16 protein-coding genes are annotated in these 21,304 nt (G+C 70.5%); 8 read left to right on the top strand and 8 right to left on the bottom strand.

Going from position 1 to position 21,304, the window contains the following annotated elements:
- Positions 1 to 2: 2 nt before the first annotated feature.
- The 5 genes from ispH to ACZ6Z4_RS14125 all read left to right on the top strand — a co-directional run bounded on the left by ispH (position 3) and on the right by ACZ6Z4_RS14125 (position 7,680).
- A complete protein-coding gene (gene ispH / locus ACZ6Z4_RS14145; protein WP_465562658.1) occupies positions 3 to 1,076 on the top strand; it encodes a 4-hydroxy-3-methylbut-2-enyl diphosphate reductase in 1,074 nt (357 codons plus the stop codon).
- A 227-nt stretch (positions 1,077 to 1,303) separates the two neighbouring features.
- On the top strand, positions 1,304 to 2,461 hold the full coding sequence (gene ispG / locus ACZ6Z4_RS14140; protein ID WP_465563775.1) for a flavodoxin-dependent (E)-4-hydroxy-3-methylbut-2-enyl-diphosphate synthase: 1,158 nt from the start codon (positions 1,304 to 1,306) through the stop codon (positions 2,459 to 2,461).
- Positions 2,458 to 3,225 (top strand): bestrophin-like domain, encoded by a 768-nt coding sequence (locus ACZ6Z4_RS14135; RefSeq protein WP_465562657.1) that lies wholly within the window; start codon positions 2,458 to 2,460, stop codon positions 3,223 to 3,225. Before ispG ends, ACZ6Z4_RS14135 begins: the two co-directional genes overlap by 4 nt.
- A 159-nt stretch (positions 3,226 to 3,384) precedes the next feature.
- The gene (locus ACZ6Z4_RS14130) at positions 3,385 to 4,614 is read left to right on the top strand and encodes a DUF6923 family protein (RefSeq protein WP_465562655.1); all 1,230 of its coding nucleotides are present in this window, start codon (positions 3,385 to 3,387) and stop codon (positions 4,612 to 4,614) included.
- 357 nt (positions 4,615 to 4,971) lie between these two features.
- Positions 4,972 to 7,680, top strand: coding sequence for an ATP-binding protein (locus tag ACZ6Z4_RS14125; protein ID WP_465562654.1), 2,709 nt, complete (start codon positions 4,972 to 4,974; stop codon positions 7,678 to 7,680).
- A 45-nt stretch (positions 7,681 to 7,725) separates the two neighbouring features.
- Here the strand turns inward: ACZ6Z4_RS14125 and ACZ6Z4_RS14120 are convergent, their stop codons facing one another.
- Positions 7,726 to 9,780 carry a phosphocholine-specific phospholipase C gene (locus ACZ6Z4_RS14120; RefSeq protein ID WP_465562652.1) on the bottom strand — a complete coding sequence of 685 codons (2,055 nt, stop codon included), beginning with the start codon at positions 9,778 to 9,780 and terminating at the stop codon, positions 7,726 to 7,728.
- Positions 9,781 to 9,969: 189 nt separating this feature from the next.
- Between ACZ6Z4_RS14120 and ACZ6Z4_RS14115 the strand changes: the two genes are divergently transcribed.
- Positions 9,970 to 10,617, top strand: a complete 648-nt coding sequence (locus ACZ6Z4_RS14115; protein ID WP_465562651.1) for a histone deacetylase — start codon at positions 9,970 to 9,972, stop codon at positions 10,615 to 10,617.
- Here the strand turns inward: ACZ6Z4_RS14115 and ACZ6Z4_RS14110 are convergent.
- The 3 genes from ACZ6Z4_RS14110 to ACZ6Z4_RS14100 all read right to left on the bottom strand — a co-directional run bounded on the left by ACZ6Z4_RS14110 (position 10,586) and on the right by ACZ6Z4_RS14100 (position 14,775).
- Positions 10,586 to 13,243 (bottom strand): ABC transporter permease, encoded by a 2,658-nt coding sequence (locus ACZ6Z4_RS14110; RefSeq protein WP_465562649.1) that lies wholly within the window; start codon positions 13,241 to 13,243, stop codon positions 10,586 to 10,588. The genes ACZ6Z4_RS14115 and ACZ6Z4_RS14110 overlap by 32 nt on opposite strands.
- Entirely contained in the window at positions 13,240 to 13,998 is a 759-nt protein-coding gene (locus ACZ6Z4_RS14105; protein ID WP_363668877.1) for an ABC transporter ATP-binding protein, read from the bottom strand. Before ACZ6Z4_RS14105 ends, ACZ6Z4_RS14110 begins: the two co-directional genes overlap by 4 nt.
- 120 nt (positions 13,999 to 14,118) lie before the next feature.
- On the bottom strand, positions 14,119 to 14,775 hold the full coding sequence (locus ACZ6Z4_RS14100; RefSeq protein ID WP_465562647.1) for a DUF2306 domain-containing protein: 657 nt from the start codon (positions 14,773 to 14,775) through the stop codon (positions 14,119 to 14,121).
- Between the two features lie 142 nt (positions 14,776 to 14,917).
- On the opposite strand from ACZ6Z4_RS14100, the gene ACZ6Z4_RS14095 reads away from it, so the two are divergent.
- A complete protein-coding gene (locus ACZ6Z4_RS14095) occupies positions 14,918 to 15,784 on the top strand; it encodes a phosphotransferase enzyme family protein (RefSeq protein ID WP_465562645.1) in 867 nt (288 codons plus the stop codon).
- Between the two features lie 25 nt (positions 15,785 to 15,809).
- On the opposite strand, the gene ACZ6Z4_RS14090 is transcribed toward ACZ6Z4_RS14095, so the two are convergent.
- From ACZ6Z4_RS14090 to ACZ6Z4_RS14075, 4 genes are all read right to left on the bottom strand, one after another.
- A complete protein-coding gene (locus ACZ6Z4_RS14090; protein WP_465562643.1) occupies positions 15,810 to 16,763 on the bottom strand; it encodes an NAD(P)-dependent alcohol dehydrogenase in 954 nt (317 codons plus the stop codon).
- Complete coding sequence (locus tag ACZ6Z4_RS14085; protein ID WP_465562642.1) at positions 16,760 to 16,984, bottom strand: helix-turn-helix transcriptional regulator; 225 nt, start codon at positions 16,982 to 16,984, stop codon at positions 16,760 to 16,762. Before ACZ6Z4_RS14085 ends, ACZ6Z4_RS14090 begins: the two co-directional genes overlap by 4 nt.
- Positions 16,978 to 17,403 (bottom strand): hypothetical protein, encoded by a 426-nt coding sequence (locus ACZ6Z4_RS14080; protein ID WP_465562640.1) that lies wholly within the window; start codon positions 17,401 to 17,403, stop codon positions 16,978 to 16,980. Before ACZ6Z4_RS14080 ends, ACZ6Z4_RS14085 begins: the two co-directional genes overlap by 7 nt.
- Positions 17,404 to 17,539: 136 nt before the next feature.
- Complete coding sequence (locus ACZ6Z4_RS14075) at positions 17,540 to 19,633, bottom strand: M6 family metalloprotease domain-containing protein (protein WP_465562639.1); 2,094 nt, start codon at positions 19,631 to 19,633, stop codon at positions 17,540 to 17,542.
- Between the two features lie 230 nt (positions 19,634 to 19,863).
- Between ACZ6Z4_RS14075 and ACZ6Z4_RS14070 the strand changes: the two genes are divergently transcribed.
- Entirely contained in the window at positions 19,864 to 21,222 is a 1,359-nt protein-coding gene (locus tag ACZ6Z4_RS14070; RefSeq protein WP_465562638.1) for an NAD-dependent succinate-semialdehyde dehydrogenase, read from the top strand.
- Positions 21,223 to 21,304 lie beyond the last annotated feature (82 nt).

The raw sequence follows: 21,304 nt of genomic DNA, 5'->3' as shown, positions 1-21,304 counted from the left end.
CTATGCCGAAAAGTACCGAGGATCTGCGCCGCGCCGCCGGCGGCGAGCCAGTGGCGGGCGTGGATGCCGACGCGCGGCTCGCGGCCCGGCACGCCACCAAGGATGCCGATCCGAGCGGTTTGACAGGTGAACCGCCGGCCGCGATCGCGCGCACTGTCCTGCTCGCGTCGCCGCGCTCGTTCTGTGCGGGGGTGGAGCGGGCGATCGAGATCGTCGAACTGCTGCTCGACCAGCGCCGGCCGCCGGTCTACGTGCGCAAGCAGATCGTTCACAACAAGCACGTGGTGGCCGACCTGGAGAGCCGGGGAGCGGTCTTCGTCGACGAGCTCGACGAGGTCCCGGACGGCGCGATCGTCGTGTTCTCCGCGCACGGCGTCGCTCCCGCCGTCCGGACCGAGGGGGAGCGGAGGGGGCTGGACGTGGTCGACGCGACCTGCCCGCTGGTGACCAAGGTGCACGCCGAGGCCCGCCGGTACGCCGCCCGCGGCGACACCGTCGTCCTGATCGGGCACGCCGGCCATGAGGAGGTCGAGGGCACGATGGGTGAGGCGCTCGCCCAGACCGTTCTCGTGGAGAGTGTCGAGGACGTGGCCGCGCTGGAGGTCGAGGACCCGACGCGGGTCTCGTACCTGACCCAGACCACGCTCGCCGTCGACGAGACCAGCGCGATCCTCGATGCCCTGCGCAACAAGTTCAAAGGGCTCCGGGGACCGGATTCCGCCGATATCTGCTACGCGACGACGAACCGGCAAGAGGCGCTGGGAGCGCTCTCCGAGGAAGCCGATCTCGTTCTCGTGGTCGGCTCGGTGAACTCGTCGAACTCGGTGCGCCTGGTCGAGCTCGCCGAGCGCCGGGGCACTCCGGCGTACCTGATCGACGACGCGTCGGGGGTGCGCGAGGAGTGGCTGGACGGCGTCCGGGTGATCGGTCTGACCGCGGGGGCGTCCGCGCCGCCGCGGCTGGTCGAGGGCGTGATCGAGGCGCTGCGTGAGCGCGGTCCGGTGGAGGTGGTGGAGCGGGAAGTCGCCCAGGAGACCATCCACTTCACGCTGCCGGTGGCGGTGAGGAACCCGTGACGGCGGTACACGGGGCGCCGGCCGGACAGGGGGCGTCGAGCGGAGCAGTCGCCGCAACCGCGGCCGCGGCGTCCGGCGCCCCGGCCGGAGCGGCCTCGGCTGGAGTCGCCTCGGCTGGAGTCGCCTCGGCTGGAGCCGCCCCGGCCGGAGCCTCCGCGTCCGGCGTCGCCCTGGGAGGACGCGCCGCGTCCGGCGTCGCCCTGGGAGGAGCCGCCGCGTCCGCCGCCCTGGGAGGAGGCGCCGGGGCCGGCGCTTCGGTTGGACGTGCGGCGTCCGGCGGCCCGGTCTCGCTCGGGTTGCCGGCGCTGCCGCCCGCCCGGCGGAAGTCGCGGCAGTTGATGGTCGGCAACGTTCCGGTCGGCGGCGGGGCACCCGTCTCGGTGCAGTCGATGACGACGACGCCGACCTCCGACGTGAACGCGACATTGCAGCAGATCGCGGAGCTGACCGCCGCGGGCTGCCAGATCGTGCGGGTCGCCGTACCGTCGCAGGACGACGCGGACGCGCTGCCCGAGATCGCGCGGCGCTCGCAGCTGCCGGTGATCGCGGACATCCACTTCCAGCCCAAGTACGTGTTCGCGGCGATCGACGCGGGGTGCGCCGGGGTCCGGGTGAACCCGGGAAACATCCGCAAGTTCGACGACCAGGTCGCCGGGATCGCGCGGGCCGCCGGGGCGGCCGGCGTACCGATCCGGATCGGGGTGAACGCGGGGTCGCTGGACCAGCGGCTGCTGGCGAAGTACGGGAAGGCGACGCCGGCCGCGCTGGTCGAGTCGGCGCTGTGGGAGTGCTCGCTGTTCGAGGAGCACGGATACCGCGATCTCAAGATCTCGGTGAAGCACCACGACCCGGTGGTGATGATCGCGGCGTACCGGGAACTGGCCCGGCGCTGCGACTACCCGCTGCACCTCGGCGTGACCGAGGCCGGGCCGTTGCTGCAGGGAACCATCAAGTCCGCGGTCGGTTTCGGCGTACTGCTTGCCGAAGGCATCGGAGACACGATCCGGGTCTCGCTGTCGGCGCCGGTGGTCGAGGAGGTCAAGGTCGGTGCGGGAATCCTGGAGTCGCTCGGGCTGCGGGAGCGCTCTCTGGAGATCGTCTCCTGCCCGTCCTGCGGCCGTGCGCAGGTCGATGTCTACACGCTGACCGAGAAGGTCGCGGCAGCGTTCGAAGGTTTCCCGGTGCCGTTGCGGGTCGCGGTGATGGGCTGTGTCGTGAACGGGCCCGGAGAGGCCCGCGAGGCCGATCTCGGCGTCTCGTCGGGCAACGGGAAAGGACAGATCTTCGTCCGGGGTGAGGTGGTCCGGACGGTACCGGAGAGCCAGATCGTGGAAGCGCTGCTCGAGGAGGCGCTGGCCCGCGAGTGGGGAGGAAACGACGAATGACGATGACCTTCAGTGGTCTGTTCTGGGTGGTCGGGCTGATGATCGTGACCGCCGTCCTGGCGGTGATCCTGCGCAAGGCCCGGCAGCGGTTCGGGCGGGAGGCCAACAACGAGGTCGCCGGCCAGGTGTTCACGATCGTCGGCGGGGTGAACGTCGTGATCGCGGCGTTCGTGCTGATCTCGCTGTTCGACGCGACGTCGTCGGCCAAGGACAACACCTACCAGGAGGCGAACTCGCTGGTCGCGGTCCGCTGGGCCAGTGACTCGCTGGCCGAGCCGGCGCGGTCCAAGATCGAGGATCTCGCGCAGCAGTACGCGACGCAGGTCGCGGAGGAGGAGTGGCCCGATCTGCGGACCGGAACGCCGGTGAGTGAGCACGGGTGGGAGCTGCTGTCCCAGCTGCAGAACGAGGTGGAGCGCGTTCCGACCAAGACCGATCGTGAGGAGGACAGCCGGGTCGAGGCGTCGACGCAGCTGTGGAACGTGTACCAGGCTCGCCAGGTGCGGCTGAACTCCGCCGGGAGCGGGGTGAGCGCGGTCGTGTGGTTCGCGATCGTGGTCGGGAGCGTGATGTCGATCGGGCTGATGTTCATGTTCGGCGGGCCCGGGGTCTACTCGTACGCCGTGATCGTGGCGATGTTGTCGGGCGCGATCGCGTTGATGGTGTTCGCGATCTACCAGCTGCAGAACCCGTTCAGCGGTGGGGCGAACGTCGGGCCGGATGCGTTCGTGGCGGCGCTTTCGCGGTTGAGTCGCGGAGGGTGAGTGCGGATGCCGGGTGGGGCTGTTCGTGAGGTTTCGGGTGAGGTCGGGGGCGCCCGTCGGATGAGGCGGTCGCGGTCGCGGCGGGGCAGAGGGTCTCGCCTTCCGCGGGGCAGAGGGTCTCGCCTTGGGCGGGGCGGGGCCTTGGGGTTAGCGGTCGGGTTGACGGTCCTTCCCGTCGTACTGGTCGCGGGGGAGTCGTCGGCTGACTCGTCGTGCTCGGTGCTGCAGGTGGACGCCAGCGGGCCGGTGTCGCTGTCGCGGCTGCGGCGGATCGAGCTGCCGTCGGGGCGAGTGAGCGATCTCGGCCGGCTCTCGTACCAGGTCGACGCGTTGGGCTACTCGCGTACGCAGGACCTCGCGTACGGGATCGCAGTGCGCGACAAGCACGGCTGGCTGCACCACGATCCGCACCTGGTGTCGATCACCCGGCGCGGGACCGTGACCGATCTCGGCGAGATCCGCCGCGGAGTCGGCGGGATCGCGGACCCGGTCGCGGGAGCGGTCTCCGGGAACCGGCTCTACCTGCGCGACACGCTGCGGCTCTACACGGTCGACATCGACCCCGGCAGCCGGACGTTCAAGAAGGTGCTCCGGGTGGTCCGGCTGAAGACGCTGATCGGGACGCTGACGCTGGACGACTTCGCCGTCGACTCGTCGAGCGGCTTGCTGTACGGCGTTTCGACGCTCGGGATCGGGCCCGCGAAGATCGTCAGCGTCGACCCCGGCAGCGGGACGATGCGGGCGGTCGCCGCGGTGCGCGGGGTGCCGTCGATCGCGTCGTACAGCTCGGTGGTGATGTCGGGCAAGACCTTGTACGCCGTGCACACGCATCCGGGGCTGAGGAGCCGGATCGTGAAGATCGCGCTCTCCGGGGAGGCCCGCGAGGTCGGGTCGTTGCCGTCGGTCTGGAGCGGGGACGCTGCTGGTTGCCTTGGGCAAGTGGTCGTGCCACCGCCACCGCCACCACCGCCCCCGCCGCCTCCACCACCTCCGCCGCCGCCCCCGAAGCCGAAGCCGCCGAAGGTGACACCGAAGCCGCCGGCGCCGCCGCGAACGGTGCGGCCCCCGACGCCTCGGCCGACGCCGACGCCGACGCCGGTGGTGCGGCCGACGCCGACACCCACGCCTCGGCCGACACCCACCCCGACGCGGGCGATCGAGCTGCCGCCGCCTCCGCCGCGGACGACGCCGACGCCTCGGCCGACACCCAGGCCGCGGCCGCCGGAGGTGACGCCGCCGCTCGTCAGCGCCGCGCCGCGGTTGGCCGCCGTACCGAAGGAAGAGGACCGGACGGTACAGGTGCTGCGGCGGTGGTCGATGGCGACGCTGCTGGTGATCCTGAGCGGTGGAGCTGCGATGGCGGCCCAGCGTCGGATGCGGAGGTCGTGAGGTGCGCGGCCGCGTGGGCGGTGGCGCCGGGAGCGAGGGCGACACGGGAGCCGGCGTCGCGGCCGAGGGCGGCGCGGGAGCGAGGAGGTGTTGCGACCAGGTCGCGTGAGGAGGCGGCCTGGTGGGGAGATTGAAGATGAGTCCGGCTCAGTTCGACTGGGGGTCGGCGGTGCTCGGAAACAGGGAGCGGTCACACTATGTGCGTGAAGCGGTTGACTCAGCGTAGTTTGAACGACACAAACGGCCAGCGGGCCGCCGGACGGACACGGAGGGTTGCCATCGGCCGCCCGGTGGGGACGTTCTAGGCGAGTGGCGGTGCGTAGGGCGAGTGGTGACCGGCCGGAAGGACCTCGGCTGGTGGGTAGGGAACGCGAGACGCGGCTGCTCCGGGCCGCGCTGGCGGCGGCACCGAGTCTGGTGCTGGTGGTCGGAGAGGCTGGGACCGGCAAGAGCCGGCTCGTCGCCGAGATCGCGCGGGACCATCCGGCGCGCTGGCTGACGGGTCAGTGTCATCCGATCCAGGACCAGGCGCCGCTGACCCCGGTGCTCGAGGCGCTGGCTCCCGTGATGGACGCGCGACCAGGCACCGGTACGCCGTGGCGTGGCGAGCTGGTCCCGGGGATGCGGCACTCGGTGTTCGCGCGGGTGACCGAGGTGCTCGGCGGGCTCGGCCCGGCGGTGCTGTTCCTGGAGGACCTGCACTGGGCCGATCGGGGGACGCTGCAACTACTGCGGTTCCTGGCGAGCCGGCTGCCGCGCGAGGTGCGGCTGATCGGGACGTACCGGCCGGAGGACTCACGCTCGGCCGGGGAGATCACGGCGCTGGCGGGATGCGTGCGCGCGGGCACGCGGACGACGGAGATCCGGGTGCAACCGTTGCTGGCGGCCGGCGTACGGGAGATGGCGACACGGCTGCTCGGGGTGGACGCGCTGCCGGAGCCGGTGGCGAACGAGCTGTTCGAGCGGACCGGTGGGTTCCCGTTCGTCGTCGAGGAGTTCCTGCGGGACCTGCCGGTTGGTCCGGACGGGCTGATCTCCGCGGTGGAGCGCGCTCTCGCGGAGACCCGGGCGCCGGTCGCCTTGCGGGCTTCGGTGACGATCAAGCTGGAGCAGGTGTCGGAGGCCTGTCGGCGCGTGGTGTGGGCGGCCGCCGTACTGGATTCGCCTGCGGCGGACAGTCTGGTCGGCGCTGTCGCCGAGGTGCATGGGATGGAGTTGACCGAGGCGGTCGACGTCGGGTTGGCGCGCGGGTTGCTGGGGCAGGTACGGCCGGGGTTGTACGACCTGCGGCATGCGTTGGCTCAGCGGGCGGTGTACGAGACGATCCCGCCGGACGAGCTGCGGCGGCTGCATCGGCGGGCTGCTGAGGCGTTGGCCGCGCGGGAGCCGGGAGCGCATGCGCGGATCGCCGATCACTCGCGGCGGGGTGGGCTGATCGACGTTTGGCTGGCGCAGGCTGAGTTGGCTGCCGGGCAGTTGGTCGCGGCGGGAGAGGCGGAGAGCGCGATCTCGCAGTTGCTGGAGATGCTCCGGGTGGAGGTGCTGCCGTGGGGTGATCGGGCGCGGCTGGCGACGCGGCTCGGGCAGGCGGCGGTGGAGTCGTCGCTGTGGGCCGAGGCGGTGGTCGCGATTCGGATGGTGCTCGATGAGGCGTTGACGCCGAGCGTCGAGCGGGGTCGGCTCCGGTTGGCTCTCGGCGTCTTGCTCCATGATCGGGCGGGGGAGTTCGGTACGGCGCGCCGGGAGCTCGCGGCTGCCGTCGCGGAGCTCGCGGAGGATCCGGCGAGCGCGGCGTGGGCGATGTCCGCGCTGGCGGTGCCGACCTCGGGAAGCGAGGAGATCGCGGAGCATCGTGCGTGGATGCACCGGGCGTTGCGGCTGCTGGGGGAGACCCGGCTGTCGGCCGGGGCTCGCGGTGCCGCTGGCGCCGGGGCTTTGGATGATGCGGCGGGGGCGGGTGTTGCTGGAGTCGCCGGGGCCGGGCCTCGGGTTGATGCGGCGGTGGCGGGTGTTGCTGGAGTCGCCGGGGCGATGGTGCGGCGGAACCGTGCTCGGCTGGGGGTGGCGCTGGGTGAGCTCTCCGGGGTGGACGAGTCGGCGTACTCGGCGCGGGGGCTCTTGTGGTTGGGGCACGACCGGAGAAGTGCGGCGTTGCCTGTTGGGGTGGGGACGCGGTTGTGGCAGGCCTGGCTGGCGGGGGACTGGGAACTGCTGCCGGAGCGGTTGCTGAGGGCAAGGGTTGTGGGGGAGACGGCGCCGCTCGTGCAGGCGGAGCTGGATCTGATCGATGGGCGGATGCGGCTGGCGCAGGGTGAGGTTGCCGGGGCTCGGGAGCTGTTGCTGACCGTCGGTGGGGAGCTGCCGGTACGGGCCGCGGCGCTGGCGACGGTCGGTCGGTTGCATGTGGCATCGGAGCAGGGCGGCGCAGCACTGGAGGCGATCGAGGAATTCGTCGAGGTCGTCCGGCGCAAGGACGGGTGGGCTTGGGCGAGCGAGTTCGTCGCGACGACCTGCTTGGCGATGGATGCGGTCGGGCGCCGGGAGGACGCGCTCGGGTTGCTGGGTGAGTTCGAAGCCGGTCTCGCCGGTCGCGACGCTCCCGCATCCGTTGCCGCGAGCAAACTCGTGCGAGCGTTCGTCGTTGGCGACCTCCCCTTCGACGACGCGGCCGCGGCGTACCGCGCGATCGGGCGCCCGTACGACGAGTGCCTGGCCCTGGAGGAGAAGGCGCGCCGGGCCTTGGACGTCGGCGATCCGGCGCAGCTGGTCGCGCTCGCGTCGACGTACGAGAAGTTCGGCGCCCGCTGGGACGCGCGCCGCTGCCGCGACGCGCTGCGCGAAGCCGGCGTCACCGTCACCACACGCCGGGGTCGGAGAGGTTACGGGAACGCGCTCTCTCCGCGGGAGAAGGAAGTGGCCCGCCTGGCCGCCAAGGGTCTGAGCAACAGCCGCATCGCCGCCGAGCTGACGGTGTCGGTCAGCACAGTCGAGGACCACTTGACCAACGCAATGCGGAAGCTGAAGGTCCGCTCCCGCCATGAGCTGGGCCCGTTGGTGAACCCGTGAACCCGAACCCGCCGCGCAGGGTTGGGACTGCGCGGCGGGTGGGGGTCAGCGGGTGTGGATGCCCGGGTCGGACAGGCTCGGCTTGCCGGTTTCCACGTGGCCGGCGAGGCGGCGGGCCCAGGCGTCCTCGGCGGTGCTGGTGAGGCTCACGTCGTACCAGCTGTGGCTGTGGTGCAGGTCGACGGTGTAGCGGGCCGACGTACCGGCGCGGACCTTCAGCTGCTTCGGGTGGCCGCCGTACGCGTTGGTGACGGTGATGTGGTGGTCGACCGTCGACGAGTTGGTGATCGTCAGGTCGAGGTCACCGGTGCGCGCGTTGTGCCGCGCCTTCACCTCCGGACCCGGGACCGGCTTGCCGCGGAAGCTGCGGAGGAAACCGTTCGGGCCGTACACGTCCAGGTCGTAGACGCCGTGCGAGTACGTCGTGTTCCAGCTGTCCGCGAGAGTCTTGCCGGCGCCGGTGGTGTACGTCCACGGACCGTCGGTCCGGTTCGCCGCCGCGACGTGGAACTGCGCGGCCGCCTCCGGGCCGGACTCGAACGACAGCGTGTACTTGCCGGTGCTCGGCGTCACGTTGCCGTCGACAACAGGTGCGTACGGCAACGGACGGGTCTTGCGGCTGCCGCGCTCCTGCACCGGCAGCTTGCCGACCGCGGGCGGCACCGGCTTGTAGTCCGGGTGCCGGTCGCCGTCCGGCGGCTGGTACGACGAGGTGTCGGGCAGCCGCGCGGGCCGGCTCTGCTCGGTGCTGAAGTCGAACGCCGAGGTGAGGTCGCCGCAGATCGCGCGCCGCCACGGCGAGATGTTCGGCTCCTTGACGCCGAACCGGCGCTCCATGAAGCGGATCACGGATGTGTGGTCGGAGACCTCGGAGTTCACGAACCCGCCGGTGCTCCACGGCGAGACCACGATCATCGGAACGCGCTGCCCGAGCCCGTACGGGCCGGCGGCGTACTTGCTGCTGCCGGCGAACAGATCCGGGCCGACGGCAACGGTCGACAGGCCCTGGTTGGCCGAGGCCGGCGGGAACGGCGGGACGACATGGTCGAAGAAGCCGTCGTTCTCGTCGTACGTGATGAAGAACGCGGTCTTGCTCCAGACCTCGGGGTTCGAGGTGAGCGCGTCGAGGACCTGGGAGATGTACCAGGCGCCGTAGTTGGCCGGCCAGTTCGGGTGCTCGGTGAACGCTTCCGGCGCCGCGATCCAGGAGATCTTCGGCAGCTTGTTCGCCTTCACGTCGGCGCGCAGCCGGTCGAACAGACCGTCACCGGCGGCGACGTTCGTACCGGTCCGGGCCTTGTCGAAGAGAGCGCTCCCCGGCTGGGCGTTGCGGTACTTGTTGAAGTAGAGCAGCGAGTTGTCGCCGTAGTTGCCGCGGTAGGCGTCGTCGATCCAGCCCCAGCCGCCGTCGGCGTCGAGCCCGTCGCCGACGTCCTGGTAGATCTTCCAGGAGACACCGGCGCGCTCGAGGCGTTCGGGGTACGTCGTCCAGTCGTAGCCGAGCTCGTCGTTGCCGAGCACCGGGCCGCCGCCGGTCCCGTCGTTACCGGTGTACCCGGACCACAGGTAGTACCGGTTCGGGTCGGTGGAGCCGATGAACGAGCAGTGGTAGGCGTCGCAGATGGTGAACTTGTCGGCCAGCGCGTAGTGGAACGGGATGTCCTCGCGGGTCAGGTAGGCCATCGTGGTCGCGGTCTTGGCCGGGATCCACTGGTCGTACTTGCCGTTGTTGACGGCGTGGTGCCCGTCGCCCCAGCTGTGCGCGAGGTCCTGGATGAACTGCATCCCGAGGTCGTTCACCTGCGGCCGGAACGGCAGCACCTCCCGGGCGCCGTCGGACTGGTGCCACACCGACTTCCCGTTCGGCAGGTTCACCGGCCGCGGGTCGCCGAACCCGCGCACCCCCTGCAGGGACCCGAAGTAGTGGTCGAACGACCGGTTCTCCTGCATCAGGACGACGATGTGCTCGACGTCCTCGATGGTTCCGTGCCGGCGGTGCGCCGGAATCGCGGCGGCGGTCTCGATACTGCTCGCCATCGCGGCCAGGGCGGCGGAGCCCCCGGCCATCTGCAGGAACCGGCGACGGTTGACTTCTGCCATGCTGCATCTCCTCGTGGGCGGTCGAACGGAGCTTTCCCCATCAGCACTGCGGCGCGGACACCCGTTCGGGAACACCCGAAGACCAACACATGAACGAGCACCGCGCAGGACGCTACGCGCGAAACTGCCCGTTAACAAGATTAAATGCGCAGTGAATTGCACACCGTGGGCTGCGTAGGCTCGTCACCCATGACCGACTCCGTCTGGTACGTCGCCTACGGCTCGAACCTCGCCCAAGCCCGCTTCCACTGCTACGTCACCGGCGGACGCCCGGCCGGTGGCAAACGCGACTACTCCGGCTGCCGCGACGGGCAACTCCCGGCGGGGACGGCCGCGGTCGAGATCCCCGGAGGACTGGTCTTCTCCGGCGAGTCCGCGGTGTGGAGTGGCGGCCGAGCGTTCTACGACCTGGCGGCGCCGGGACTTGTCGCCGGTCGCGCGTACCTGGTGACGCGTGAGCAGTTGGGCGACATCGCCGCGCAGGAGATGTACAGAGAGCCGGGGAGCGCTCTCGCGCGGGATCTCGTCGGCGCGCTCGACGAGATCGACTCGGTGCGGGTCCTCGGGCCGGGGCGCTACGAGACGGTTGCGCGAGTGGGGGAGCGGGAGGGCGTACCGATGTTCACCGTGACCGACGTGGGTGCGGGTGAGCTCGAGCCCGCTGCGCCGAGTGCTGCTTATCTGTGGTGGATCGCGGCTGGGCTGAAGGAAGCGCACGGGTGGAGCGCCCGGCGGATCGCGGAGTATCTCCGCCGGGCGCGTGGTGTCGTCGGTGCGTGGGAGCTGGACGCGCTCCTCGCGCTGGCTACTCGTACTGAAGTGCCTCCAGTGGGTTGAGGCGTGCCGCTCGGCGGGCCGGCCAGATGGCGGCGAGGATGCCGACGACGATGGACAGGACGGCGAAGATGATCAGTTGGGACGTCGGGACGGCGAAGCTGACTTCTTCGAGGCGGGCGGCCAGGAGGAGCGCCAGGCCGAGGCCGAGGACGATGCCGATGGCGGCGCCGATCAGGGCGGTGATGACGCTTTCGTGGCGGATCATCTTCTTGACCTGGCCGCGGGTGAGGCCGACGGCGCGGAGCATGCCGAGTTCGCGGGTGCGTTCGAAGACGGTCAGGACGAGCGTGTTGACGATGCCGAACAGGCTGACCAGGACCGACAGGGCGAGCAGGACGTACAGGACGTTGAGGATGCTCTTGATGCCGTCGGTCTGGGACTTCTTGAACGCGTCGCGGTCGAGTGCCTTCGCGTTCGGGAACGTGCTCAGCGTGCGGTCGAGCGCGGCCGTGTTCTCGGCGGTGACGCCGCCGGACAGGTTGACGAACGTGTAGACGTTCAGCGGCTGCGGGTTGTTCGCGTCGAACGCCGCGGTCGACATCGTCACGTTCCCGAACGGCGAACCGCCCGCGGGCGGCCGGAACACCCCGAGCACCTTCAGCGTCAGCGCCTTCCCGGTCACCGTCGTCAGCGCGAGCTGCGACCCCGGCGCAAGCCCGTGCTCGTCCGCGTAGTCCGCATCCACGATCGCCCCGTCGCTCCCGAGCGCGGCCAGCGACTCCTGCGACCCCGACCGCCAGTCGAACGTCAGCAGCTCCGGCGCGGCCGCGTCGACCCCGGTGATCTGAATCCTCTCCCCGTACGCCGAAGCCTGCCCGCCGCGCACGCTCGTCACCGCCGACACCCCAGGCGTCGTCGCCACAGCGGCGGCGACCTCCGGCGGCAGCGGGCTGAAGTTGTTCTGCGCCGTGATCGCGTAGTCCGCGCTGAAGATCCCGTCCACCGCGTCCTCGAACGGCTTGATGATCCCGGCGCCCAGCGTCGCCACCAGCGTCACCAGCGCGAGCCCGATCATCAACGCAGCCGCAGTCGAAGCGGTCCGGGCAGGATCGCGCCGGCTGTTCTGCCCGCCGATCGTCGTCGCCGGCCCGTCCGGCAGCACCCGCGGGAACTCCGCCGTACGCCGGAACACCCGCTTGACCAGCCAGACCAGCGCCAGCACCGGCCAGACCAGAATCGTCAACGTCACCACCGACCACCGCGCCACCGGATCCGACGCCGCGGCCAGCGGCTTCACCAGCCGCGCAGAGAACAGCGCCACCCCGACGAACAGCAGCAGCACACCCCCACCGAGCATGCTCAGCAGACTCGACGTCGGAAGCCCGTCGACGAACAGCCCGACCACCACCAACGCGATCCCGGCGATCGCCAGCAGCGCCGCACCAACCGGCCGGTACCGGTTGAAGCGCCCCGGAACCGGCTTCGCCCCTTCCCGTACGGCGGCGATCGGCGGCACCCGCGTCGCCCGCCACGCCGGCCGCAGACTCGCGAACACCGTGACCAGAATCCCGACCAGCAGCCCGACGACGATCGTGCGCGTCTGGAACACGAGCCCGTTGTTGGGCAGCGTGAACCCGACCGCGTCGAACAGGTTGAACAGCCCGGTCGCGATCCCGAGCCCGAGCAGCAGCCCGGCGACCGACGCCAGTACGCCGGTGATCAGCGCTTCGAGCACCACCGACCCGAGGATCTGCCGCCGCGACGCACCGAGCGTCCGCAGCGTCGCGAACTCGCGGGTCCGCTGCGCGATCGTGATCGACAGCGAGTTCGCGATCACGAACGAGCCGACGAACAGCGCGATCCCGCCGAAGACCAGCAGGAAGGTGCGGAAGAAGTCGAGGAACCCGCTGGTGTCGGCGGCGTCCGCGGCGGCCTGCTCCTCCGCCGTCCGGACCTGCGTGCCGGCCGGGAGAACCTTGCCCACGGCATCGACCAGTTGTTGCTGCGTCACCCCGTCCTTGGCGGCGATCAGGATCTGGTCGTACTGGTTCCCCTTGCCGAACAGCTGCTGCGCCGTACCGAGGTCGAACCCGGCCAGCGTCGCCCCACCGATCGACGCGACCTGCCCGAACTCGACCAGCCCGGAGACCCGCATCCGCTCGGCCGGGCCGCGGGCCTGGACGCCGATCTCGTCACCGGCCGCGAACCCCTTCTCCTTCGCGGTCTGGGTGTCGATCACGACCTCGCCCGCGCCGGGCCAGCTGCCGCCGACCAGCGTGAGCGCGTTGAACTGCGGCAGCGCCGGGTTGACGCTGAAGCCGAGGTTGGGCGCGCCGCCGAAGACGATCGCCTTCCCGTCGCGGCCGATCAGCTGCGCCTCGCCGAACACGCTGCCGTCGGCGGCGCCGACCTCGGGCAGTTTCTCGATCACCGGCAGCGCGCTCGCGGCGAACGGCGGCGCGACGCCGCCCGCGGAGTCCGTGGTGGTGTCGAACGCGGTCTTGCCGGTGACGGTCGCGTCGGTGTTCTTGTAGTTCTCGGAGAAGATCGAGTCGAAGGCGCCGGTGATCGAGTCGGTCAGCACGTACGTACCGGAGATCAAGGAGACACCCAGTACGACGCCGATCGCGGTGAGCGCGGTCCGGAGCTTGCGGCTGAGCATCCCGGCCAGCGCGAACCGGATCACTGCAGGTCCAGCGTGTCGATCACCTGCAGGATGTCGTGCTGGCTGATCCGCCCGGTCTCCTTGACGATCCGGCCGTCGGCCAGGAACAGGATCCGGTCGGCCATCGCCGCCGCGCGCGCGTCGTGGGTGACCATCACGGTGGTCTGCCCGTACTCCTCGACCGACTGCCGCAGCAGCTCGAGGATCTCCTTGCTGGTCCGCGAGTCGAGGTTGCCGGTCGGCTCGTCGGCGAACACGACGGTCGGCTGCGAGACCAGCGCCCGCGCGATCGCGACGCGTTGCTGCTGACCGCCGGACAGCTCGGCCGGGCGGTGCGTGAGCCGGTCGGCGAGCCCGACCCGCTGCACCAGCGCGTCGAAGTACGCCGGGTCGGCGCGCCGGCCCGCGATCGTCAACGGCAGCAGGATGTTCTCCCGCGCGGTCAGCATCGGCAGCAGGTTGAAGAACTGGAAGATGAAGCCGATGTGCTCGCGGCGCAGCTTGGTCAGCTGGTCGTCACCGAGGGTGGTGATCTCGGTCCCGGCGATCCGGACCGAGCCGGACGTCGGCCGGTCCAGACCGGCCAGCAGGTGCATCAGCGTCGACTTGCCGGAGCCGGACGGCCCCATCACCGCCGTCAGCTGCCCGGGTTCGATCCGGACGTTCACCCCGTGCAGCGCCCGGACGGCGGTGTCGCCCTCGCCGTACACCCGGACCAGGTCCTCGGCGAGTACGGCGTCAGTGGTCTGGTTGATTGGTTCGTCCGTGCCGATCATTGCCCCTCCCGGCAGATCAGCGGCCCCCAGCCGATCGTGTCCTCCCTGATCTGCCGAGTCTGCTCCCGCCGCCCGCGCGACCACAACGCCTTTCCGGGACAAGTGGGGGACCGGTCAGGGTCACCCGCGCGGGTGCGGGCTGGTCCGGAGCCACCACTCCGCGAACGCGACGTGCAGCGCGAAGGCCAGCCAGAACGCGACCGCGAACGCGTCCGGGAAGTCGAGCCAGCCGGCCGCGGTGAACACGAAGATCCAGATCCGGATGGTGCCGACGCCGATCCCGACCGCGAACGCGCGGATCATCCAGCGGCGATGCTGTACGACGTCGTCGCGCTTGATCGCCCGGAAGGCGTTCACCAGGCAGACCAGGAACCACAGGCCGAACACGACCGACGCGCTCGCTTCGCCCGGTCCGCCGTACGGGTGCAGTACGCCGAACACGATCGCGAACGCGCCGCCGAGGAGCGCGCAGCTGAGCAGCACGCGACCGAGGCGGCGGTGCAGGGTGTAGTGCTTGGAGCGGATCCGGTGGGCGAGCTGGATCGGGGCGCCGATCAGGTAGACGACCGAGGGCGCGATGTGGAGGTAGGCGAGCCAGGGGTGCTCGACGTACGCGCGGTCGATCTCGTCGGCGGGCAGGGTGCCGTCGGCGAGGTGCGGTACGTCGCGCACGATCCGCCCGACCGCGAACGCCAGCACGATACCGGCGAGCAGCACGATCAACCCCTGGACGAGGCGTAGTTTGCTGGGCTTCGGTGTCACCTCGGTCTGTGTCATCTGGGTCTCCCCCTGCCGGCCGCCCCTCCGCGGACCCGGCTGGATCCGGCGACTCTGTCTCGACGCTACGGACGGCCGCTTTCATCTGCCTGTCATCGAAAACGGTTCGTGCTGGCGGATGACAGGGGGCGAGGATGACCGGATGGACGACGTGCTGAAGTACTGGGGACTCGCGGGATCCGTGCTGCGACCGGTCGGGCTGGGGTGGAACAACACGAGCTACTTCGTCGGCGATTTCGTCCTTCGGGTGCACCTGAACGCCGGGGTTCCGGAGTACGAGCACGCGGTGCTGCGCGGACTGGGGGAGCTGTCGTTCGCGGTGCCGGAGCCGGTGCTGACGGAGGACGGCCGGACGTGGGTGCCGTTCGGGGAGCGGGTGGCCAGTCTGTGCCGGCGGATTCCGGGGGAGCACCCGGTGCGGTCGGATCTCCGGCAGGTCGAGGCGTGTGGCCGGGCGCTGGGGGAGCTGGACGTCGCGCTGGCCGAGATCGAGGGATTGCCGGCGCGGAAGCTGTGGAACGGCGACCTGACGCTGGTGCATCCGTTGGTGCCGGATCCGGCGGAACTGCTGGAGGAGGTGCCGGGGGTAGGGGAGGTGCTGGCCCGGATCCGGCCGCGGGACGACCTGCCGGTGCAGGTGATCCATGGGGACATCGGCCCGACGAACGCGCTGGTCGTGGGAGAGCGCGTCACCGGGATCCTGGACTTCGAGTTCACCGGGCCGGGGTACCGGGCGATGGATCTCGAGACCGGGCTGTCGAGCTTCGGCGGTGACGAGTGGACGCTGCCGAGACCCTGGCCGGTCAACGACGCGTTCCGGCGCGGCTACTTCGAGCGGTTGCCGTTGAGCGACCACGAGATCGCGGCGCTGCCCTGGCTGCAGATGGTGCGCGAGGCAACGACCTTCGTGCACTGGGCCGGGCGGTGGCGGGCCGGGCTCACGTCGTACGACGACCTGCGCGCCCGCGCGGAGCGGATGCTGCAGGTCGCCGAGCTCGTCGACTGGTGAGAGCGCCGGGGAGCGCTCTCCCGGATCAGATCGTGATCACGAGCTTGCCGCGCGGGTGACCGTCGCGGAGATGGTGGATCGCCTTGGCGGCTTCGTCGAGCGGGTAGGTGCGATCGATCGCGGGCTTCACCTTCCTGGCCTCGATCAGGTCGCGGAGCTCGACGTAGTCCGACGCGCGCTCGGCGCTGATCAGGCCTTTGAGCTGCTGGCCGACGAAGAGCGAGAGCAAGCCGGCCCACAGCGTCCGGCTCATCCCGCCGAGCAGCCCGGTCGTCTCGCTGCCGATGATCACCAGCCGGCCCTTCGGCTTCAGAGCGCGGCGCAAGATCGCGAGAGAGCGGTTCCCGCCCGTGTCCAGGATGAAGTCGTACGCCGCCGCCGGCAGCTCGTCGCGGGTGTAGTCGAGCGCCTCGTCGGCGCCGAGCTCGCGGACCAGGTCGAGCTTCGGCGTACTGCAGACGCCGGTCACGTGCGCGCCCGCGGCTTTCGCGAGCTGTACGGCGTACGAACCGACGCCGCCCGCGGCCCCGAGCACGAGAACGCGCTCTCCGGCGCTGATCCCGCGCGTCCCCTGCAGCGCGGTCCCGCCGGAGACCGGTACGGCGGCCGCCTGCTCGAAGGCCAGATTGGCCGGCTTGCGGGTCAGCTTGTCGACGCGGCCCACGGCGTACTCGGCGAACGAACCGGTGCGGCACGTCCCGTACACCTCGTCGCCGACCTTCAACGACGTCACGCCCGGCCCGGCGGCCTCGACCACCCCGGCGACGTCCCGCCCGCTGACCCGCACCCGCGGCGCCCGCAGCCCGATCCCGAGCCGGACGATCTTCGGCTCCCCGGCCATCAGGTGCCACGTCCCCTGATCGACCCCGGCCGCCTTCACCCGCACCAGCACCTCGTTGCCTCCAGCAACGGGCTGCGCGATCTCGCCGACCCGGAGCACCTCCGGCGACCCGTACCGGTCCTGCACGACTGCCCTCATGATTCCTCCCCTGGATACTGGAACACGTCCTCGAGCGGCGCCCCGAACACCGCCGCGATCTGGAACGCGAGCTCGAGCGACGGCGAGTACCGCCCCTGCTCGATCGCGATCACCGTCTGCCGCGTCACCCCGATCCGGCGCGCCAGCTCGGCCTGCGTCATCTCGTCGTGGGCGAACCGCAACGTGCGGATCGCGTTCGTCACCCGCGTCGGCTTCACCACGGCAGGCCCCGCCGGTAGGCGACGATCCGCGCGACCGACCCGAGCACCGCGGACAGGAAGAAGGCCAGGTAGACGGCGTTGGCGATCCAGAAGTGCTCGACCTTCAGCATCGCCAGCCCCATCGCGGTGACCCCTCCGATCACCACGAACGACTGCCCGACCTGCTCCCCGAACCGCGCGATCTCCCGGTCCCGCTGATCCGTCTGCGGCCCGTCCTCCTTGCCCCCGGCCGCCGCGACCACGATCTCCAGCACGATCGCCGCGACGATCGCGAGCCCGATCGACCAGAGCATCACCGCGACGTACGGGGTGTCGCCCCAGCTCCCGTCCACCCGCCGCAGCACGATCACGGCGTACACCAGGTAGCCGATCACCGACACCGTCACGAACACCCAGGCCCGCTTCTCCTGAAACGCCACCACAACCCCCTGAGTAAAAAATCTTTGACACCTCGAAGGTAAAGCACACCGGACACCGTGTCAAAGATTCTTTACAGCCCAAGGCCAACGAAAAGCCGGGCGAGGGAGGCCCTCGCCCGGCTTCGCGTTCCAGGAGCTACTTGGCGAGCGCCACGCAGCTCGTCGTGGACTTCTTGGTGGGGTCGGACTCCGACGTGGCCGTCAGGGTGACCTTGCCGATGGCGGCCGAGCGGCCGTCGTACTTGGCCTGGACCGGGACGGCGACGGTGGAGCCCGTCTTGGCGGTGGTCAGGGCGTTGGGCAGGTTGACCGACCAGCCGCGGCCCTCGACCTTCGCGGTGAGGCGGTAGACGTCGCTGGTCAGGTACTTGCTGACGTCCTCGGGGTGCTGGCCGGCAGGGGTGGCGGACTTGCCGGTGTTGGTGAGCGGGAAGTTGCAGGTCGCGAAGCCGGCGCGGCCGGGCAGGCCGACCGTGGGGAGCAGGCGGACGCCGCGCTTGGCGGGGCCGGCGCCGTCGAGGGAGCGGACGGCGACCGTGTACGACAGGATGCCCTTGCTGTCGCGCTTCACGTTGGTGACGTAGAAGTGCAGCCGGTTCGCCTCGTCGACGTACTCGTACTCGCTGCCGGAGTTCGTGCCGGCGTGGAACAGCGCGTCGGACAGTTGGCGGTAGTCGCCGATCGTGATCGGGACCTTGGTGCCGTCGGGCAGGACGTAGTCGGTCATGTCGATGTCCTGCGGGTTGGCGTCGATCACCCACTCGAACGGCGCCCGGTCCTGGTCCTTCGTCTTGGCCAGCAGTACGCCGGAATCGGGCGTGAACGAGTCGGTGCCCATCCGGTCGACGACCTCGAGCGTGTAGTTCTGGTACCCGCGGCCGTCGCACAGCGGGTCGGTCGCCGTGCTGCACGCGGGGGCGAGGTCACCGCCGCCGAGCGTGATGTTGATGCCGGACAGCCCGGCCGGACCCGGCTGCGCGACCCGCGCGGTCACGTCCGCGACCACGACACCGGACTGCGCGAGCGCGGCCCGGTCGAGCCGGAGCACGTTCTGCTCGTCGACCATCTCGAGCTTGATCTTGTTCCGCAGCATGTGCTGCGCGCCCATCGACGCGCCACCGGTCGCGGGGATCATCCAGCGGCTGTGCGGACCACCCGGGCCGTTGAAGCTGCCGCGGCTGAGCATCTCCCAGACGCCGGTGTACGCGCGCCGCGGCGGTACGCCGTACGGGTTGTTGTAGTTGTCGCCGATGCCCAGGATGTGGCTGAACTCGTGCGCGTAGACGCCCATCCCGGAGCTCTCGGCCTGCGTCGACGAGCCGCCGCCGGCGTTCGGCCAGATCGAGGCGCCGGCCTGCCAGGAGGTCCAGTCGACGTACCGGGTGTCGGACCAGTTCGGCAGCGCCGGGTCCGGCGGGCCGAACTCGTCGGTGACGTCCTCCTTGGTCGGGAACTTCATCATCCCGAACTCCTGCCAGGTGGACGACTCGTCCTGCCCGGCGCTCAGGAAGAAGACGAAGTCGAACCCGGCCGGGACCTCGGCGCCCTGGTCGGCGACCCAGGCCGCGCGGCCGTCGGTGCGCAGGTCGCGGTTGCAGTTGTCGCCGGCCGGGCAGGCGCCGTCGCCCTGGAACTCCATCGCGTACTCGTGCGACTTGCCGGGCATCCGGTACGGGCCGAACGCGTCCAGCTGGACGCCGTACCGGCCGCCGGAGTCCTCCATCCAGTACTCGTGCAGGGTGTGGCCGCGGTTGAGTGCACCGGGCTTGTTGAGGAAGTCGTGGTAGAACTGCGCGACCTGATCGCGCGGTACGCCGTTGGCCTCGGCGCTCGGGTTGCCGAACGGCGTCGAGTTCTTCGGCTGGGTGACGACGAAGTCCTTGTCGGAGTAGTCGACCAGGACCAGCGCGCCCTTGAAGGTGCGCTGCGAACCGGTCTTCGACGGGTCGGACCAGTTCGTCCCCGGCGGCTTCTTGTAGTCCGACCAGGTCATGTGGTCGGGGTTCTCCCAGTTCTGGGGATCGATGGGGGCACCGAACGCGCCGGTGCCGCTGGTGGGACCAGCCAGGCGGTTCGCAGCAGGCGCCGGCTGCGACTGCTGCCACGGCTGCTGCCGCGGCCAGTGGTCGAACTGCCAGGCGTTGACGGGGTCGGGCTGGGCGGCGACGCTGGCCGGCGCGGGCGACGCGAGCGCCACTCCGGCAACGGCCGCGGCGGCAAGCACGGTCACCAGCCGCAGGACAGGACGGGACTTCCGTTGAACGGGCACGGGCGGTATCCGATCGACGATGGGCGGGGAACTTCCTGCCCAAGCATGCCCCGATCGAACCGTTGGCGAACAGTAGTGATCTGCGGGTTTTCCCCTGACCTACGATCGTGAGATGACTGTATACAGTATGTAGCGCAGGCGCTAGCCTGTGCTCTTGCGCACTGTCGTAGAGAACGGAGGACTCGTCCCCCATGTACTCAGTCACAGACCCGGCCACGGGTGAACTGGTCGAGGAGATCGAGAACGCCAGCGACGAGCAGGTTCGGGCGGCCATCGAACGGGTGCACACCGGCTTCACGGCCTGGCGGCGACGGCCGGTGGCCGAACGGGCCGCGATCGTCGCACGGGCGGCGGACCTGTTCGCCGAGCGGGCCGACGAGCTGGCGGCGATCATGACGCTGGAGATGGGCAAACGGATCAACGAGGGCCGCGGCGAGGTCGGCATCGTGGTCGACATCTTCCGGTACTACGCCGAGCACGGCCCGGATCTGCTCGCCGACGAGCCGCTGAAGGTCAAGACCGGCGACGCGGTGATCACCAAGGAGCCGATCGGCGCCCTGCTCGGCGTGATGCCGTGGAACTTCCCGGTCTACCAGGTGGCCCGTTTCGTCGCGCCGAACCTGGTGCTCGGCAACACCATCCTGCTCAAGCACGCCTCGATCTGCCCGCGCGCCTCGGTGGCGATCGAGCAGATCCTGTACGACGCCGGCGTACCGGACGACGCCTACGTCAACGTGTTCGCGTCCAGCCGGCAGGTGCCGTGGATCCTCGCCGACCCGCGGATCGTCGGCGTCTCGCTGACCGGGAGCGAGGCGGCCGGGATCTCGGTGGCGGCCGAGGCGGGCAAGAACCTGAAGAAGACCGTGCTGGAGCTCGGCGGGTCCGACCCGCTGATCGTGCTCGACACCGACGACCTCGACGAGACCGTCAAGGCGACCGCGACGGCCCGGATGCGCAACTGCGGCCAGTCCTGCAACGCGCCGAAACGGATGATCGTGCTCGCCGACCTGTACGACGAGTTCGTCGACAAGCTGACCAAGCGGGTCTCGGAGTACTACGTCGCCGGTGACCCGTCGGATCCCAAGACGACGCTGCCGCCGCTCGCGTCGATCGCTGCTGCCGACGAGGTGGCCGAGCAGGTGGCGACGGCGATCGAGCAGGGTGCGACGCTGCGGACCGGCGGGCATCGGGTCGGGCCCGGCGCGTATCTGGAGGCGACGGTGCTGACTGATGTCACGCCGGAGATGGATGCCTACCGGGACGAGATCTTCGGTCCGGTGGTGCTGGTCTTCAAGGCCGAGACCGAGGAGGAAGCGATCGCGATCGCCAACGACTCGCCGTTCGGGCTGGGGGCGAGCGTGTGGGGGACCGACGCCGAGCGGAACACCCGCGTCGCGCGGCAGATCGAGGCGGGCATGGTGTACCTGAACAGTGCTGGTGGGTCGTCGGCGGATCTGCCGTTCGGTGGGATCAAGCGGTCGGGTCTCGGCCGGGAGCTGGGGCCGGCGGGCATCGAGGAGTTCATGAACAAGAAGAGCATTCGGCTGTGACGTGAGCCGGGGTCGCACGAGAGCGGCCCCGGCTACTCCGAACCGCCGGCGAGCGCGCCTTCAGGCGCGCGATCGGGCGCGG

Source organism: Kribbella sp. NPDC104740 (genome assembly GCF_055583505.1).
Note: the sequence above shows the minus strand (reverse complement) of the source record. Positions and strands in the feature narration are given on the sequence as shown.